This window comes from Janthinobacterium lyxosi, assembly GCF_051380665.1.
Taxonomy (GTDB): domain Bacteria; phylum Pseudomonadota; class Gammaproteobacteria; order Burkholderiales; family Burkholderiaceae_D; genus Janthinobacterium.
On the sequence record NZ_JBNYXM010000001.1, the window covers coordinates 1 to 16481 of the forward strand.

General features: G+C 61.3%; 14 protein-coding genes, 3 tRNA genes and 1 pseudogene. 6 read left to right on the forward strand and 12 right to left on the reverse strand.

From position 1 onward, the window contains the following. The 8 genes from ACQ4WP_RS00005 to ACQ4WP_RS00040 all read right to left on the reverse strand — a co-directional run. The coding region (locus ACQ4WP_RS00005) for a GTP-binding protein (protein WP_204317187.1) at positions 1-114 on the reverse strand (114 nt) is incomplete at its 3' end. Between the two features lie 88 nt (positions 115-202). Then, positions 203-277, reverse strand: a tRNA-Thr gene (locus tag ACQ4WP_RS00010). A 43-nt stretch (positions 278-320) separates the two neighbouring features. Continuing rightward, positions 321-394 (reverse strand) — tRNA-Gly (locus tag ACQ4WP_RS00015). 60 nt (positions 395-454) lie between these two features. Beyond that, positions 455-539 (reverse strand) — tRNA-Tyr (locus tag ACQ4WP_RS00020). 233 nt (positions 540-772) lie between these two features. Further along, positions 773-2419, reverse strand: a complete 1647-nt coding sequence (locus tag ACQ4WP_RS00025; protein ID WP_436518084.1) for a response regulator — start codon at positions 2417-2419, stop codon at positions 773-775. A gap of 145 nt (positions 2420-2564) precedes the next feature. Next, positions 2565-4160, reverse strand: coding sequence for a DUF3369 domain-containing protein (locus ACQ4WP_RS00030; RefSeq protein WP_436518085.1), 1596 nt, complete (start codon positions 4158-4160; stop codon positions 2565-2567). A gap of 63 nt (positions 4161-4223) precedes the next feature. Beyond that, the gene (locus ACQ4WP_RS00035) at positions 4224-5312 is read right to left on the reverse strand and encodes a J domain-containing protein (protein WP_436518086.1); all 1089 of its coding nucleotides are present in this window, start codon (positions 5310-5312) and stop codon (positions 4224-4226) included. 148 nt (positions 5313-5460) lie between these two features. Then, the gene (locus tag ACQ4WP_RS00040) at positions 5461-6612 is read right to left on the reverse strand and encodes a class I SAM-dependent methyltransferase (RefSeq protein WP_436518087.1); all 1152 of its coding nucleotides are present in this window, start codon (positions 6610-6612) and stop codon (positions 5461-5463) included. Positions 6613-6711: 99 nt separating this feature from the next. Between ACQ4WP_RS00040 and ACQ4WP_RS00045 the strand changes: the two genes are divergently transcribed. From ACQ4WP_RS00045 to ttcA, 3 genes are read left to right on the forward strand one after another with little or no spacing between them, the layout of a single operon-like run. Then, positions 6712-7497 (forward strand): SDR family oxidoreductase, encoded by a 786-nt coding sequence (locus ACQ4WP_RS00045; RefSeq protein ID WP_436518088.1) that lies wholly within the window; start codon positions 6712-6714, stop codon positions 7495-7497. A 53-nt stretch (positions 7498-7550) separates the two neighbouring features. Further along, positions 7551-7949 (forward strand): dihydroneopterin aldolase, encoded by a 399-nt coding sequence (locus ACQ4WP_RS00050; RefSeq protein ID WP_034753111.1) that lies wholly within the window; start codon positions 7551-7553, stop codon positions 7947-7949. 5 nt (positions 7950-7954) lie between these two features. After that, positions 7955-8917, forward strand: a complete 963-nt coding sequence (gene ttcA / locus ACQ4WP_RS00055; protein ID WP_436518089.1) for a tRNA 2-thiocytidine(32) synthetase TtcA — start codon at positions 7955-7957, stop codon at positions 8915-8917. A 49-nt stretch (positions 8918-8966) separates the two neighbouring features. Here the strand turns inward: ttcA and ACQ4WP_RS00060 are convergent, their stop codons facing one another. Continuing rightward, positions 8967-10655, reverse strand: a complete 1689-nt coding sequence (locus ACQ4WP_RS00060) for a methyl-accepting chemotaxis protein (protein WP_436518090.1) — start codon at positions 10653-10655, stop codon at positions 8967-8969. Between the two features lie 196 nt (positions 10656-10851). Between ACQ4WP_RS00060 and ACQ4WP_RS00065 the strand changes: the two genes are divergently transcribed. The 3 genes from ACQ4WP_RS00065 (at position 10852) to ACQ4WP_RS00075 (ending at position 13573) form a co-directional block, all read left to right on the forward strand. Next, the gene (locus ACQ4WP_RS00065; protein ID WP_436518091.1) at positions 10852-12177 is read left to right on the forward strand and encodes an amidohydrolase; all 1326 of its coding nucleotides are present in this window, start codon (positions 10852-10854) and stop codon (positions 12175-12177) included. A 339-nt stretch (positions 12178-12516) separates the two neighbouring features. Next, positions 12517-13302, forward strand: coding sequence for a hypothetical protein (locus ACQ4WP_RS00070; RefSeq protein ID WP_436518092.1), 786 nt, complete (start codon positions 12517-12519; stop codon positions 13300-13302). 52 nt (positions 13303-13354) lie between these two features. Beyond that, positions 13355-13573, forward strand: coding sequence for a hypothetical protein (locus ACQ4WP_RS00075; protein WP_436518093.1), 219 nt, complete (start codon positions 13355-13357; stop codon positions 13571-13573). A gap of 59 nt (positions 13574-13632) precedes the next feature. Here the strand turns inward: ACQ4WP_RS00075 and kefC are convergent, their stop codons facing one another. The 3 genes and pseudogenes from kefC to ACQ4WP_RS00090 form a co-directional block, all read right to left on the reverse strand. After that, positions 13633-15453, reverse strand: coding sequence for a glutathione-regulated potassium-efflux system protein KefC (gene kefC / locus ACQ4WP_RS00080; RefSeq protein ID WP_436518094.1), 1821 nt, complete (start codon positions 15451-15453; stop codon positions 13633-13635). 62 nt (positions 15454-15515) lie between these two features. Beyond that, positions 15516-16142 (reverse strand): tyrosine-protein phosphatase, encoded by a 627-nt coding sequence (locus ACQ4WP_RS00085; protein WP_436518396.1) that lies wholly within the window; start codon positions 16140-16142, stop codon positions 15516-15518. Beyond that, a pseudogene (locus ACQ4WP_RS00090) lies at positions 16125-16480 on the reverse strand (MGDG synthase family glycosyltransferase); the annotation flags it as partial. The gene ACQ4WP_RS00085 and the pseudogene ACQ4WP_RS00090, both read right to left, overlap by 18 nt. Position 16481: the final 1 nt, after the last annotated feature.

Below are 16481 nucleotides of genomic sequence, written 5' to 3' on the forward strand. Positions count from 1 at the left end.
CTTCGACAGAACCGTTGCGATTGCAGCGGTCAGCGTGGTTTTACCGTGGTCGACGTGGCCGATGGTGCCGACGTTGACGTGCGGCTTGGTCCGTTCGAATTTACCTTTTGCCATTTTGAACTCCTAATGATTTGATTAGATTGCTCAGGCACACGCCCGACGGTCTGGTTTGAATTGCTTCTGTGCTGCCTGCTGCGAATTCTGGTGCCCTTGACGTGGATCGAACACGTGGCCTCTCCCTTACCAAGGGAGTGCTCTACCACTGAGCTACAAGGGCTGTAATTTGTTGCATGCGATGCATCAAGCATCTGAACGGAAACTGGAGCGGGTGAAGGGAATCGAACCCTCGTCGTAAGCTTGGAAGGCTTCTGCTCTACCATTGAGCTACACCCGCGAGGTATCGTTCACTTTATCTTCACTTACTTGCTACTACCCAGTTTTCCTTGCAAAAACTTGGTGGAGGGGGCTGGATTCGAACCAGCGTACTCATAGAGAACAGATTTACAGTCTGTCGCCTTTAACCACTCGGCCACCCCTCCGCGGGAACCGCAGAGTATGAAGCATCTACTCACAACTGTCAACCTTATTTGCCGATGCCTGACTGCTGCATTTGCGTATAAAGAAGAAGTTGGCTGCTTCGGGGCGTGATTATAAGCTCCCGATTTGAGAATGTGCAAGGGTTGGCGCGAAAAAGTCGACTTTTTTCGCATTTTTTTTATCGCTCCTGCCGGCAAGCCGCATTTCTCCGTCATTCACCCCGCATTTTTCCTGTTTACCGGGCGTCAGGCGGATGCATCCAGGAGTTGCCAAGGGGCTTATATTTACGCAACAACTGCTGATGCAGGCCGGACAACACGGGCAATTTTGGGTTGCGCGGGTCCAGGCGGCGTACACCGGCAATAAAAGTCAACGCCTGCTGCCCCATGCGCTCATCCCACCCCTCGTGTTCCAGGCATTTCAGTACCGCCACGGCCGCATTGAAGACCACTTGCGGATTGTCGGGCAGGCGCGTGACGGCTTCACCCATCAGATCGACGGCACCGCGGAAATCGCCGTCTCCCGCCTTGGCGGCGCCTGCGGCCACCATATCGGCCACTTCCTGGCGGCTTTGCCGCGCCAGCGCCTTGGCCAGCTCCTCGCGCCCCGCCTGCTCGAACACGGCCATGGCGCGCGTCATGGCCGCGCTGTCGGGCGCATTGCGCATGACTTCGCGCATCACCTCGGCCGCGCCGTCTTCGCGCCCATGCGCCAGGCAATGGCGCGCCAGTTCCGTCTTGAGCATGTTCGAGCCGCCCACGCTGTGACGGTTGGCGGCCAGGGCCGCGTCGAGCGATTGCCGCAGCCGCTCCTCGTTGCCCGTATGTGCATGCAGCATGGCGCTGCACAGGGCACTGCACAGTTCCGTATTCTTTTGCCCGCCCATCGACTTGTCGAGGTCGCGGATCACGGCGCCCACCTGCAAGGGGTCGCCCTTGCGCACCAGGGTCTGCACCAGGCGCACATGGTCTTCCGGGTCGCGGAATTCCGAATACTTGGCCTTGCTGACCACCAGCTTCAGGGCTTTTTCCGCCATCTCGATATCGTCGGCCGCCAGCGCCGCCTCGCCCAGGCGGCGCAAGCGGCGCACGGCATGCGGCGACAGGGCCACCGCCTCGCTCAGGGCTGCCTGCGCCAGTTCCGGCTTGCCTTGCGCCAAGTGCGTGCGCGCCAGCCAGTCATACGCGTCGAGAAAACGCTTGTTGTTTTCCAGCAGCCCTTCCAGCGTGCCCTGCGCCGCTTCGTACTCGCCCAGCAGGAACTGCGTCTTGGCCTGCCCCAGACGCGCCCAGCCGATGGCCTTGGCGTCGTACAGGGCTGCGTAGATCGGCTCGGCGTCGGCCGCCTCGCCCAGCAGCAAATGCAATTCCGCGCGCAGGCGCAGGAAATCGGTGGCGTAACGGGGATACAGGCTGGCGCCCTCGGCGCAGGCGGCGATCGCCGCGCGCTCGTTGCCCACGTCGATCAGTTCATATACGGGCACGAAGGCATTGCGCTTGTCCAGCGCGCGGCCGATACGCTCCAACATGTTGTCAGCGGTAAATGGCTTGAGAATGTAATCGGTAGGCAACAGCTCGACGGCGCTGACCACCTTGGCGAAGCTGCCCTCGCCCGTGACCATGAAGAACATGGTCGACGCGTGCATTAATTTGTGGTGGCGCAAGTCTTCCAGCATCTGCTGGCCATCCTGCCCGCCGTCGAGATCGTATTCGCACAAGATCAAATCATACGATTTGCTGCCCAGCATGCGGATCGCCTGGCCCGAGCTGGCCGCGTCATCGATCTTCGCCAGGCCGCACAGGTTGAGCATATTGTGCAGGCTGGCGCGCATGCCCGGATGCGGCTCGATGATCAGTGCGCTAAGGCCCTTGAGTTCTTTCATGTCGTAATGTCCGAAAACTCTGCGGCGCGCCACACTGGTGCGTGGCGCCGGCCAGCATGAGGCAGCCGAGTATATGACGGCGCCGCGCGCAAGGGAATGGTGTCGTGCCAAAAAACGCCAAGGAAACTGACAAGGAAGTTGCAACTCAAGCGGTGGCGCGCTCCGGATGCCACAGTTGCGGCTCATTGTCGATCAGGTCCAGCAGCGCCGTCACCACTTCCGGATCGAACTGGCTGCCGCTGCGCTGTTCGATGTATTCACGCACCTGCGGATATGGCCACGGCTCCTTGTAGGGCCGCTCGTGCAGCAAGGCATCGAAGACGTCGACCACGGCAACGATGCGTGCAGCGACAGGAATGGCGTGCCCCGCGATGCCGTTCGGATAGCCGGCGCCATCGAAATGCTCGTGGTGGCCGCCGGCGATCTGCGCGCCATACGTGAGGTAGCTGACGCCGTCGACCATGTTGGCGGCACGCTCGAGGATGGTGCGCCCGACGCTGGCATGCAGCTGCATCTGCACCCGCTCCTCGTCGGTATGCTTGCCCGGTTTCAGCAGCACGGCGTCCGGCGTGGCCACCTTGCCTACGTCGTGCAGGATGCTGGCCAGGCCGATCATGTCGAGCAGTTGCGGCGTGAGCTCGTCCGGGTACACGCCGCGCTGCTGCATGCGCCGGGCGATGGCGTCGGACAGTAGCTGCACCCGCCGCACATGGCCGCCCGTGTCGCTGTCGCGAAACTCGGCCAGGTCGGCCAGCGCCACCACGGTCGCTTCCTGCGCCTTGCGCAGCTGGCCGAACATGTACAGGTTGTCGAAGGCGGCAGCGATGCGCTGGCAAAACACTTCCAGCAAGTCGCGCTGGATCTGCGCCAGCGGCCACGGCGGCGTGACGGAAATGGCCAGCTCGCGGTTGCCTTCCGTGTGGATGAACAGCACATTGGCCGGATGCTCGAACTGGCTACGCTTTTCCGCAAACGCCTTGGCGATGGTGGGGGTGAGCGCATGGTCGGCCGGCAGGGCTTCCGACTCGGCCAGCATGGCATAGCTGCCCGTGGCGGCGACCACCTCGGGCCGCCCGGCGCCACCCTGCATCAGACACAGCACGCCGTCGGCGCCCACGTCAAGGATGGCGCTGACCTGGTTCAGCACGCCGGAAGCGAATTCGCGCAGCGAATGGATCTGGTACAGATTGGTGGCGCCGGCGAGGATCTTGCCCAGGCCGATGCGACTGCGCTCGAGCATCATCAGACTCTCGTAGGCGCGCAGGGCCGAGATGACGGTGGTAAACAGCTTTTGCGTCGTCAGTTCCGTCTTGGCCTTGTAATCGTTGATGTCGTATTCGATGATGACGCGCTGCTCGGGTGCCTGGCCCGGCTGGCCCGTGCGCAGCACGACGCGCACGATGGAGTTGTTCAGGTCGGCGCGGATGCGCTTGGCCAGGATCAGGCCGGCGTCATCCGTTTCCATCACCACGTCGAGCAGCACCAGCGCGATATCGGGCGTGTCGCGCAGGATGTCATACGCTTCGCGGCCGCTGTAGGCGGAGAACAGTTCCAGTTCGCGCCCCTTGAAACTGACATTGCGCAGCGCCAGCCGCGTGACCGCATGCACATCCACATCATCATCGACGATCAAGACACGCCACAGGCGCTGGTCGGGCGCGGCCAGCCCGGCAGGACTGGCCACCGGCTCATCCTCGTCGAGCAGCCAGTTATCATCTGCATCGGCTTTGAGGTCGGTCATGAATACTCCTAATGGATAAGTTCGATGTGGACGCTGCGTTGAGGCATAGCAAGCATAATCAGATTAGATGCTGCTTACAACAGGATTCTGCGTGCCGCCTTCGCCAGCGGCCGGCGCCGGCGCTGGTGCACCGCCGCGCGTGGTGCCGCCACAATTGTCCTGGCCCGGCCCGACTGCCTGGTAGCGCACTTCATACTTGCCTGCGCTGAGCTGTTCCACCAGCAGCTTGTCGTTAGCGAGGATGTACAGATAGCGCACGTTCGAGCGCCGCTCCGTGTCATACAGCTTGACGAACATGGGCGCGGCATTGTTGCTGTTGTCGATGCTGACGGCCAGCTCCTCGCCCTTGTTACCGATCGGAAATCCATCGACATAGCCCGAATGCACAGGCCAGGGTTCGCCGTTCGGCGCCACCAGCGATGCGGACTCTGCCTTGACTGCGCCATCGCAGGCGGGCTGGATGGCTTTCAGGCTCAGCTGGGAAACGGCCAGCACGCGGATCTCGGGCGTCTTCGCTTCCTGGGGTTCCGGTGCATACGGTTTGCCCACCGCCCAGCTGTCGACGGCCACGGCCTCGCCTTTCGATGGCGCCGGCGCGGCAGTGGCCACTGACGTGGCCGTCGGCGCATGGGGCTTGGCGCCATCGCGGGCCATGCCGCTCCAGGCCGATGCCAGCGCGGCAGGCACGGGCTGGGAGGTATCGAGCATCAGCAAGGCGCCTAACCAGCCCAGCAACAGACAGACAAGCAGGCTCAGCCACCAGCGCCAGTTGCGCCAGACGGGCTGCAGGCCGCGTCGCGGCTTGTCCTTGGATGGCGGCACGTCCTGCGCCCAGGCGTGCTCATGCGACTGGGCATGGCCTTTCGCGCGGCCATCGCGGCTCTTGCCTTCTTCCTGGTGGGTGCTTTCCAGCCATTCGATTTCCCACTCCTCGGCAGCGATCCACTCGTCGTGTTCCCTGCGGCGTTGTGGATCGGACAAGGTGCCATAGGCGCTGTTGAGGATCGCCATGATGCGGGCGGCCTTTTCGTCGCCGGGATTCTTGTCCGGGTGGTATTTCTGGCTGAGGGCTTTGTACGCGGCACGTATGACTTCCTGCGGCGCCAGGCGCGCCACCTTCAGGTTGTCATAGTGTGTGTGTATCTTTCCCATCGTTCTATCTTGAAATCGGTGCGCGGCGACGGGTTCTTGCAGGATGGAACCGTGCTGTGTCGGTCATCATAAACGATATGACAAGATAATAACCACCGGCGGACAGGAAATTACAGGGCGAGACTGCCCTGCCTTGATATTGCAGCGCTTACAAGCGATGACTGCGATCACTGGACAACAGGGCTTCCGGCAACTCCACGCGGTGCCCTACCGCCAGCACTTTGAACAATTCCCCCATCTCGGCCGGCGATACCAGCTTTTGCACGGCGCTTGCCTGCGGCAAGTACGTTTTGACCTGCTCAGGATCGGTGCGCAGCAGCAAGTCGCCGATGCCAGCGCCCAGCAGGAAGGACGCCTGATTCATGTACGCGAGCACATCGAGACCCGCATCCTGCGCCGCCACCGCCATGGCAGTGAAGTCGACATGGGCCGTGATGTCTTGCAAGCCGGGCAGATAAAACGGTTCCGCATGGGCGTGGTGGCGGTAATGGCACATCAGGGTGCCCGTGGCGCGCAAGTCCAGATAATACTCATGCGCAGGGAAGCCATAATCGAACAGCACGGCCGCGCCACCTTTGCCATTGGTCAGCATGCGCGCCAGCGAGCGCATGAAGCCGCAGGCGACACCGTGGATTTCGCTGACATAGCCGACCGGCAAGGCATCGGCCTCGGCCACCTGGGCGGCGATCTGCGCGGCCACATCGGCGCCGGCCAGGCGCTCGACAAACACGAACTGGCCATCGGCAATGCTGACATCGAGTTCGCACCAGCCGGCGGGCGTCTTGCTGATCAGGTTGACGGGCATGGCGTCGAGCACTTCATTGCCGAACACGGCGCCTTCGAAACTGTCGGGAAAGCCGTCGAACCACACCACTTGCGGGAAGGCGGCCAGCGCCAGCTCCTGGCGCGCGCGCAATTCGCCGGACAATTCGACGATCGCATACTGTTCTATAGGGATGCCGGCGCTGGCCGCTTCCGTCAGGATATCGCAGGCCAGCTTGCCCGTGCCGGCGCCGAATTCGAGGATGCGCGGGGCCGTTTGCGCCATAATAGCGGCTGCCACATGGGCCAGCGTGGCGCCGAACAGGGGCGAAATCTCCGGCGCGGTTGTAAAATCGCCATCTTTGCCTAGCTTGGCGGCGCCGCCGCTGTAATAGCCGAGATCAGGCGCATACAGCGCCAGCTCCATGAAGCGGAGAAAGGGAATGGCGCCGTCATTGCGCGCGATTTCGGCGGCAATCTGGTGCTGCAAGGCATGGGACGCGGCCAGCGCGTCGCTATCGGGTGCGGGAAGAGACATTCCCGCATTGTAGCGAATCGGCGGGCCACGGCGCCAGTGTCGGCTATGAAGGCCATGGCGGCCAGGCGCACTTCACACACAAGCACAGTAAATAAAGACATGACTCCAGCATCGACACTGCCACACAGCACTCCCCGCGTCGCCCTCGTCACGGGCGCGGCGCGCCGCATCGGCCGCGCCATCGCGCTGGGCCTGGCGCGCGACGGCTGGGATATCGCCGTGCATTACCGCGACTCGCACGAGGAAGCGCTCAGCCTGGTGGCGGAAATCGCTGCGCTGGGCCGTCGCGTGCAAGCGTTTCCCTGCGACCTGGCGCGGGAAGACGCCGTGCGCCAACTATTGCCGCAGGCACAGGCGGCGCTGGGACCGGTAACTTGCGTGGTCAACAACGCATCGTTGTTTGAATACGACAATGCCGGCGATTTTTCCGTCGCCGCGCTCGACGCCCACATGCACGCCAACCTGGCCGCCCCCATCCTGCTGGCGCAAGCGCTGTACCAGGCCACCCCAAGCGGCGGGCAAGCCGTGGTCATCAACTTGCTGGATCAAAAACTGTACAATCTCAATCCTGATTTTTTGTCGTACACCCTGTCCAAGGCGGCGCTGCTGTCGGCGACCACCATGCTGGCCCAGGCGCTGGCGCCAAAAGTGCGCGTGGTGGGCATTGCCCCCGGCATCACCATGGTCTCCGGCGAGCAGACGGAAGCGAACTTTGCCAAGGCGCATGAAAACACGCCACTGGGACGTTCCAGCACGCCCGAGGATGTGGCCGACTGCGTCTGTTATGTGGCCGGCGCGCGCGCGCTGACGGGCACGACCCTGCTGGTCGATGGCGGCCAGCATTTGATCGGGCTGCCGCGCGACGTCATGTTTTTGACCAAATAATCAACAGCCCTACCAAACAACCAGTATTCCAGCATCCCCTAAAAGGTAAAACTATGTCGTCCGCCCTGTCCCACCCTCGCCTGGCCGATTGCCGCCGCCTGTTCCTGCGCAATTACGAAGTCCTCATCAACATCGGCGTCTACGACTTCGAGAAAAAGGGCGAGCAGCGCGTCCTCATCAACGTCGACCTGTACATTCCCCTGGCCCTGTCGACGCCGAAGGATGACCAGCTGGAAGAGGTGGTCGATTACGACTTCATGCGCGAAACCATCGCCAAGCGCATGGCGCAAGGCCATGTGCAGCTGCAGGAAAGCCTGGTCGACGACGTGCTCGCTGCCATGCTGGCGCACCCGCGCGTGCGCGCCGCGCGCGTGTCGAGCATGAAACCGGACGTGTATCCCGACTGCGAAGGCGTGGGCGTGGAAGTATTCAAGATCAAGGATGAAGTATGAGCAACATGAACAACAACGCAGTGATGGAAACGACGACAACGGCCGTGGAATTCCCGGCCAACGTGGAAGCGCAGAAACTGGCGCGCAAGAAAGCGGAAAAGATCGCCCTGGAAAACAACAAGCTGCACAAGCGCTTGTGCCGCCTGGTGGGGCAAGCCATCGGCGATTTTAATATGATCGAAGACGGCGACAAGGTGATGGTGTGCCTGTCGGGCGGCAAGGATAGCTACGCGCTGCTGGACATCCTGATGACCTTGCGCGAACGCGCGCCGATTCACTTCGACATCGTCGCCGTCAACCTGGACCAGAAACAGCCGAACTTCCCACCGGAAATCCTGCCCGCCTACCTGACGGAACTGGGCGTGGCCTTCCACATCGAAAACCAGGATACCTACAGCATCGTCAAGCGCCTGATCCCGGAAGGCAAGACCACCTGCTCGCTGTGCTCGCGCCTGCGCCGCGGCATCTTGTACCGCGTGGCCGACGAGCTGGGCGCCAACAAGATCGCCCTGGGCCACCACCGCGATGACATCCTGGAAACTTTCTTCCTGAATATGTTCTTCGGCGGAAAACTGAAAGGCATGCCGGCCAAGCTGCAATCAGACGACGGCAAGCACATCGTCATCCGCCCGATGGCCTACGTGAAGGAAGAAGACACGCAGCGCTATGCGGAAGTCAAAGGCTTCCCCATCATCCCGTGCGACCTGTGCGGTTCGCAGGAAAACCTGCAGCGCAAGCAGATCAAGGGCCTGATGCGAGAATGGGACAAGAAATTCCCCGGCCGCGTGGAAAGCATCTTCTCGTCGCTGTCGAACGTGGCGCCTTCCCACCTGATGGACCCGAAACTGTTCGGCTTCAAGGATTTGAAGGCCGATGGCATGGCCAACCCCATGGGCGACATCGCCTTTGACGAAGAGCCGTGCTCGACGCCGGCCACCTTCGGCACCATCCCTCTGCAACAAGGCTGACCCTGACGCAAGGCGCCATCATGGCGATGGCGCCATCGTCTGTCCGAATTTAAAACTCTTCCCAGTCGTCGCCGGCCAGCGCTTTCGCGGCAGCCGGCGGCTTCGCCTTGACGGCAATGCTGCGCACAGCAACACGCGGCGCCGGCGCAGGACGTGCCACTGGGGCCGGCCGGCGCTGCGCGCCATCCCCGGCACGCAGCTTGAATACGCTGACCACTTGCGCCAGGCCGTGCGCCTGCTCTTGCAGAGAACCGGCTGCGGCCGCAGCCTCTTCCACCAGCGCCGCATTTTGCTGGGTCACCTGGTCCATCTGCGTGATGGCCTGGTTGACTTGCCCGATGCCGTGCGTCTGCTCCTGGCTGGCACTGGAAATTTCGCCAATGATGTCCGTCACGCGCTTGACGCTGGAGACCACTTCATCCATGGTCGCGCCGGCCTGGTCGACCAGTTTGGCGCCCACGCCCACCTTGCTGACCGAATCGTCGATCAAGCCCTTGATTTCCTTGGCCGCCGCCGCCGAGCGCTGCGCCAGGTTGCGCACTTCGCCGGCCACGACGGCGAAACCGCGCCCCTGCTCGCCGGCCCGCGCCGCTTCCACGGCCGCATTGAGCGCCAGGATATTCGTCTGGAAGGCGATGCCGTCGATGACGCTGATGATGTCGACGATCTTGCGCGACGATTCGTTGATCGAGCCCATGGTCGCCACCACTTCCGCCACCACCGAGCCGCCGCGGCTGGCGATGCCCGCCGCCGTGATCGCCAGCTGGTTGGCCTGGCGCGCATTGTCGGCATTCTGCCTGACGGTGCTGGTCAGTTCTTCCATCGACGAGGCCGTTTCTTCGAGCGAACCGGCCTGCTGTTCCGTGCGCGATGACAGGTCCAGGTTGCCGGCGGCGATTTCCGACGATGCCGTGGCGATGCTGTCCGTGCCGCTGCGCACCTGGCTGACGATGCTGACCAGGTTGTTGTTCATATTGCCCAGGGCCGTGAGCAGCGCCCCCATTTCATCCTTCGCCGTCGTGACAACAGTCTGCGTCAGGTCGCCGGCAGCCACCGTTTCGGCCAGCGCCAGCGCCTGCCGCAGCGGACGCGTAATGCCCGTCGTCAGCAGCCACGAGCACAACACGCCGAACGCCACGGCGAACAGGGTCAGCAGGCTGATGACGGTGGTGTCATGCACGGCCGAGGCGTCGATCTGCTTGGCTGTGGCATCGATGCTTTCGCGCTGCAAGGTCACCAGTTCCTGCAGCAAATCCTGGTAAACCTTGGCGGCCGGCGTGAACGAGGTGTCGAGGATTTTCGCCGCGCCCTCCATGTCGCCATCGGCCTTGGCCTTGACGGCGCCGTCGCGCGAGGCGCTGTACACCTTGCGCTGCTCGAGAATCTTGGCGAACAGGGCTTTTTCCTTGTCGCCCGCGACCAGCGGCTCGATCTGCTTGAGCAATTCGGCCGCCTTCTTCACCGAGGCGGCCGAGTCTTCCTTGAAATACGGTCCCAGCGCCGGGTCGCTGCTCTTGACGATGGCGGCCGTGCGGCGGATCGAGGCAAAGTTCAAGCCATACCAGTCGGTAATCAGGCGTTCCTTGGTCAGCGGTTCGGCCATCATGGCACGCGTGGACGTCGCCACCTCATTCAGGCGCCACACGCCCATTGTAGCGATCAGAACGGTCATTGCCAGGATCAGGACAAAGCCGATGCTCAGGCGCTTGCCGATCTTGATATTTGCGATAAAGCCCATGGTGTCTTTTCTCTAAAATCATGCGTTGAAGATATTTTTAATTCCTTAAGGAATTATTTATCTTGCAGATTATACATTGTTGAAATATATGTAGATGGTTTATTGATTTTGAGAAATGTTTCTGTTAAGTTAAAAGTCTCTTCTGCAACTACAGGCGAGCCGTGCGTGTCCGCTCGTCTGGCTCTCAAAGAAATCTATGAAATTTTCCGCATTGTCCCTGAAACAAATCACCCTCGCCGCTGCCCTCGCCTGTGTCGGCAGCGCCCATGGCGCAGCCCTGCCACCCGCCATCGCGGCCCAGCTCGCGGCCAATTACCCGGCCGTCGAAAGCCTGTACCTGGACCTGCACCGCCACCCGGAGCTGGCGTTCCAGGAAGTGCAAACGGCAAAAAAACTGGCCGAGAAGGTCAAGGCGCTCGGTTTTGACGTGACCACCGGCGTCGGCGGCACGGGCGTCGTCGCCATCCTACGCAACGGCCCCGGCCCCGTCGTCATGCTGCGCACGGAAATCGACGCACTGCCCGTGCTGGAAAAAACCGGCCTGCCGTTTGCCAGCAGCGCGGTGACGAAAAACGCGGCCGGCGAAAGCGTGCCGGTGATGCATGCCTGCGGCCACGATGTGCACATGTCGGCCTGGTATGGCAGCGCCAAGCTGATGGCCGACAACCGCCAGCACTGGAGCGGCACGCTGATGCTGGTGGGCCAGCCGGCCGAAGAACCGCTGCTGGGCGCGGCCGCCATGCTGAAGGACGGCCTGTTTACGCGTTTCCCGAAACCGGACTACGCGCTATCCTTCCACGATGAAGCCACGCTGCCATCGGGCACGGTCGGCTACCATGCCGGCTACTTCCGCGCCGCCGCCGACACCATCAGCATCACCGTGTATGGCCAGGGTGGCCACGGCGCCGCACCGCATGACACGCGCGACCCCGTCGTGATGGCCGCGCGCATCGTGCTGGCACTGCAAACGCTGGTCTCGCGCGAAAACAATCCGATGGACCCCGTCGTCATCACGGTGGGCAGCATCCATGGCGGCACCCAGGCCAACATCGTGCCCGACCAGGTCACCATGCAGCTGACAGTGCGCACCTTCAAGGATGCCGTGCGCAAGCGCGTGCTGGCCAGCATCGCGCGTGAAGTCAAGGGCGAGGCGTTCGCCGCCGGCGCGCCGAAAGAGCCGCTGGTGGAAATTCGTCCCGGCACGGACGCCGTCTACAACGACCCGGACCTGACCCTGCGCATGGTATCGACCTTGCAAAAATCGCTGGGCGCGGCCAACGTGACGGAAATGCCGGCCAAGATGACGTCGGAAGACTTCGCCAACTACGGCCAGGCCGGCGTGAAGGCGGTGCTGCTGCATATCGGCGCGGTGGAGCCAGGCAAGCTGGCCGCCGCCAAGGCCAGCGGCAAACCGCTGGCCGGCCCGCACTCGCCGCAATGGGCACCCGAGTACCAGCCAACCATCAAGGCGGCGATCACGGCGGAAACGTCGATCCTGCTCGACTTGCTGGGCAAGAAATAGCAAGCAGACAGCTGTATCCGGGGGAGCTTCCTCTCCCGGTTCATCTCCCATTCCCGTCAGTTTGTTCGGATGGCCACTTGCTATAAATGCCAGCCATTTGGCCGCAAAACAATGCTGAACGGTACACCGTATTAGCCGGTCTGCCAGGGGTATCAGTCCGTTGGCCTGCCGCATGCCCGACAGGTGATCATCATCGCACGTGCGCTTTCTTCAATTTCCTTCCATCAGAACCATTTCCGCTCCCTCTGTTTGATCTACTTGCATGAGCCAGTTCATGCTTGATGATAAAACGACGATGGCATCCCATTACGCAGGCCACTGACCCTTGAGAGGTAAAAAATGATTGCTGAAGATAACAGGAAAATATTCAAAAAAAAGCTTGTCGTACCTAAAACAAGAGACAGACTTGAAATCATGCAACTGCATGGCCAGCTATACCAAATTTATCTGACTGCGGTCGGTTTGAAACGCATCAAAGCAGCATATTTTCCAAAAGAAAAAAATAGCTTCACCTTTATAATCTGGATGACAAAAATTCTGATGATAGCGGTATTACTTCTCAGCTTTCAGGACAATAAAATTTCTGACCTTCTCAGCATCGCACTTGTCATTTTCCTGACCTTCATCGATTATCTTATAGTAGATATCTGCATCGAAAAAGGGCTGGCATCAGACTATAAAAAAATAGGTGTAGCAAGCAAAAAAGCTCTTCAACTAAAATCGATTCAATACGAATTGTTACGCACAATGTGGTTCTTCGAGACAGCGATGGAAAAGATCAACCCCAGCATTCAGCAAATTGAAAAATGCGTCGAATTTAGCAAAGCAATCCATGAGGACGCATTGCCCTTCACCGCATCATATTTTCGCCATCCAATCACCATATTATTTTTCGGTGCACTTTTTTATGTTATGAACCCAAAAATATCGGATTTTATCGGACCATTTGATCAAAAAATATGGCTGAAAATAATTCCGTTCATTTTTTTGTTTCTATGGATACTGATACTAGGCTACCACGTACACGGAATGAGATTTCAATCACTGGATAAAGGTGGAAAGTTCCTGCGTAGTTTACGGTGGATGCTGATTGAAATGAAAAACAATGAGCAGAAAAATAAATAATACTGTCGATTAGCGCCGCGAAAAATAGAACTCGGGGCGGCCCCAGGGAACGTTGGCGCAGGATTTCGCGCAGCGCATCCTCGACAAGGAACCGGGTGCACTGGCCGTCTACCTGAAGATGCTCGGAGCGGGCGGCTCGGCCTACCCGTACGATCTGGTGAAAGCGGCCGGCGTCGACCTGGCCTCGCCGAAACCGTACCAGGCGCTGGTGGCGCGCATGAACGGCATCATGGACCAGATCGAGGCGAGTCAAGCGAAGCGGGGGAAGTAAAACCCCAACGTCCGAACGGCTGGGGTCAGTCCCCGGAAGAGTTAACTCAGAGCTATGAATTAACGTTGTTGAGGGTCTGACCCCGGCATTTCCGCTGCGGCAAACACTGCCGCATCGCTCTCGAACATGTCTTCCAGCTCCTCGCGCGCCTGGCGCGTGAGGGACATGACTTTTTGCTGGTCCTGGAAATGCGGTGCCACTTCCAGCAGGGTTTTGAGGTTATGCCGGCCAAAGATGCCGGCGGCGCGCTGCGCCCGCTCCGCGCTGAAGCCCACCTGCTGCAAGGTCTGCTCGCCCAGCAGCAGCGCCGCGGCGAAGGTCTCGCGCTCGATCAGGGTCACGCCCCGCTTCATCAATTCATAGTAATGCGTGACGTTGCGCGCACGCGCCAGGATAGTCAGTTCGGGCAGGCGCAGGCGCACGGCGTCGACCAAGGCCAGGCTGTCGTCAACATTGTCGATGGCGATCACCAGCGCCTTCGCCTTCTCGATGCCGGCCGCCACCAGCAGGTCCACGCGCGTGGCGTCGCCATAAAACACCTTGAAGCCGAACTTGCGCAGCAGGTCGATCTGGTCCGGATCGTGGTCGAGCACCGTCACGCCGATTTTATTGGCCGCCAGCAGGCGGCCGATGATCTGGCCGAAGCGGCCAAAGCCGGCGATGACGATGGGGTTGTCCTGCGCCTCGATATGGTCGTCGGGGCGGCGCTTCTTTTCGCCTTGCAGCCGCGGCGCGACAAATTTATCGTGCGCCAGCAGCAGCAAGGGCGTGGCCACCATCGACAAGGTCACCACCACGACCAGCAGCGCGGCCGTCTGCGGCGCAAAGACATGCGCGGCCTCGGCGGCGGCAAACACGACGAAGGCGAATTCGCCCCCTTGCGACAGCAGCAGCGCAAAGAACAGCTGCTGGCCGCGGGGAATGTCGACAAACTTCGACAGCAGGTACAGCAAGGCGATCTTGACCACCAGCAGACCGGCCACCAGGGCCAGTATCAGCAGCGGCTGGGCGCGCAGCACGCTGAAATCGACGGACATGCCCACGGCGATGAAAAACAGGCCCAATAACAGCCCCTTGAACGGCTCCAGGTCGCTGATCAGCTCATGCCGGTATTCGGAGTCGGCCAGCAGCACGCCCGCCATGAAGGTACCCAGCGCCATCGACAAGCCCACCGATTCCATCAGCACGCAGATGGCGATCACCAGCAGCAGGGCAAAGGCCGTGAAGATTTCGCGCAAGTCTGTTTTGGCGATGAAGCGCAGGATGGGGTTGACGAGAAAGCGCCCGCCGATCACCAGCGCCGCCAGCACGGCGGCCAGCTTGGCCACGCGCAGCCAGCCCGGTTCGCCGCTATGCGTGACCAGCCCGCCCAAGAGCGGCACCAGCGCGATCATGGGAATGGCGGCGATATCCTGGAACAGCAAAATCGAAAAGCCGGCGGAACCGGCCGGCGTGCTCATCAATTTTCGTTCACCCAGCGTGGCCAGCACGATGGCCGTCGACGACAACGACAGTCCCAGCGCACCGACCAGCGCCGTGCGCCAGTCCACGCCGCAGGCCATGGCCACGGCGCACAGTCCCGTGCTGACCACGCCCACCTGCGCCCCGCCCCAGCCGAAAATGGGCCGGCGCAACAACCACAAACGCTTCGGCTCCAGCTCCAGGCCGATCAAAAACAACAGCAGCACCACGCCGAATTCGGAAAAGCTGAGGATCACCTCGACATTCTTGATCAGGCCCAAGCCCCAGGGACCGATGACGACGCCGGCCACCAGATAGCCCAGCACGGCGCCCATGCCCAGGCGCTTGGCCAGCGGCACCATGATGATGGCCGCCACCAGGTAAAACAGTATGTTGATGAGAAAGCTGTGGTGTTCCATGCGGATTCCGGAAAAACGTGATTGGAATCGCAATCATGCCTGAAGTGGCGCGCCGGCGGGGATCAGGGCTGCGGCGCGTCGATGCGCGCGCGTAGTTCGTCGACATTCACGCGCGACAGATAACGTTCGATGTTTTTCCACACGGTGTGATAGCCGTAACCGCCCTTTTTCAGCTCATCGATCGCCTTCTCGCGCGGCCAGCCCTGGTACAGCATGCGGTACATGGCGGCCATCATGCCCGTGCGGTCGGCGCCGTGCAGGCAGTGCAGCAGGACGGGCCCGTCCTGCCTGGCGGCGCGGATGGCGCGGATGGCACGCATGGTCGCTATCACATGCCGGTCGCGGATGGCCCAGGTATTGATGGGAATGCGGACGGCGCGGATGCCGCTGCCTTCCAGCACCTGCGGATCGGAGTGGACGGAGCGCAGGCGGATCACCGTCTTCACGCCCAGCGCCTGCAACTGGGCCACGTCGGCGCTGTCAAGCCTGGCGCTGCGGTACAGGCCCGGCATGACCTGGTGCAGGTTGGACACGAGCGGCAGCGGCGTCGCCCAGTCAGGATGGCGTGGCGGCGATGGTTGTGCCCCGGCCGGCGTGGCGGCCAGCCCCAGGACGAGGGTCAAAAGTATTACATGCAACATCATGGCGTCCTTATTATTGAAGAACGGCGCCTGCGCAAACGCGGGCATGATGGGAATGCCCGTCACGTGGATGCGGTCGGCGGGAATGCCTTCGTGGCGCATGCGGAACGCCACTTCGTTGGTGGCGGCGAAATAGCCCGGCATCCGTTCGTGCACGCACATGCGGTGCAAATCGAAGTCGGTGATCTGTACCCAGACGGGGCAGGCCAGCTGTCCCTGGCGCAGCGCGCGTGTTGAGGCGCTCGATGCCACGGCGCACTATCGCGTGGTGCAGCGTGGCTGGCATGGTACAGATAGCCCCACAGCGCGGGAGCCTTGTTGACCAGCTTGATGTAAAAATCCGTGTACAGCTTGTGGAATGCGGGTGTGACAAAGTCCATCACATCA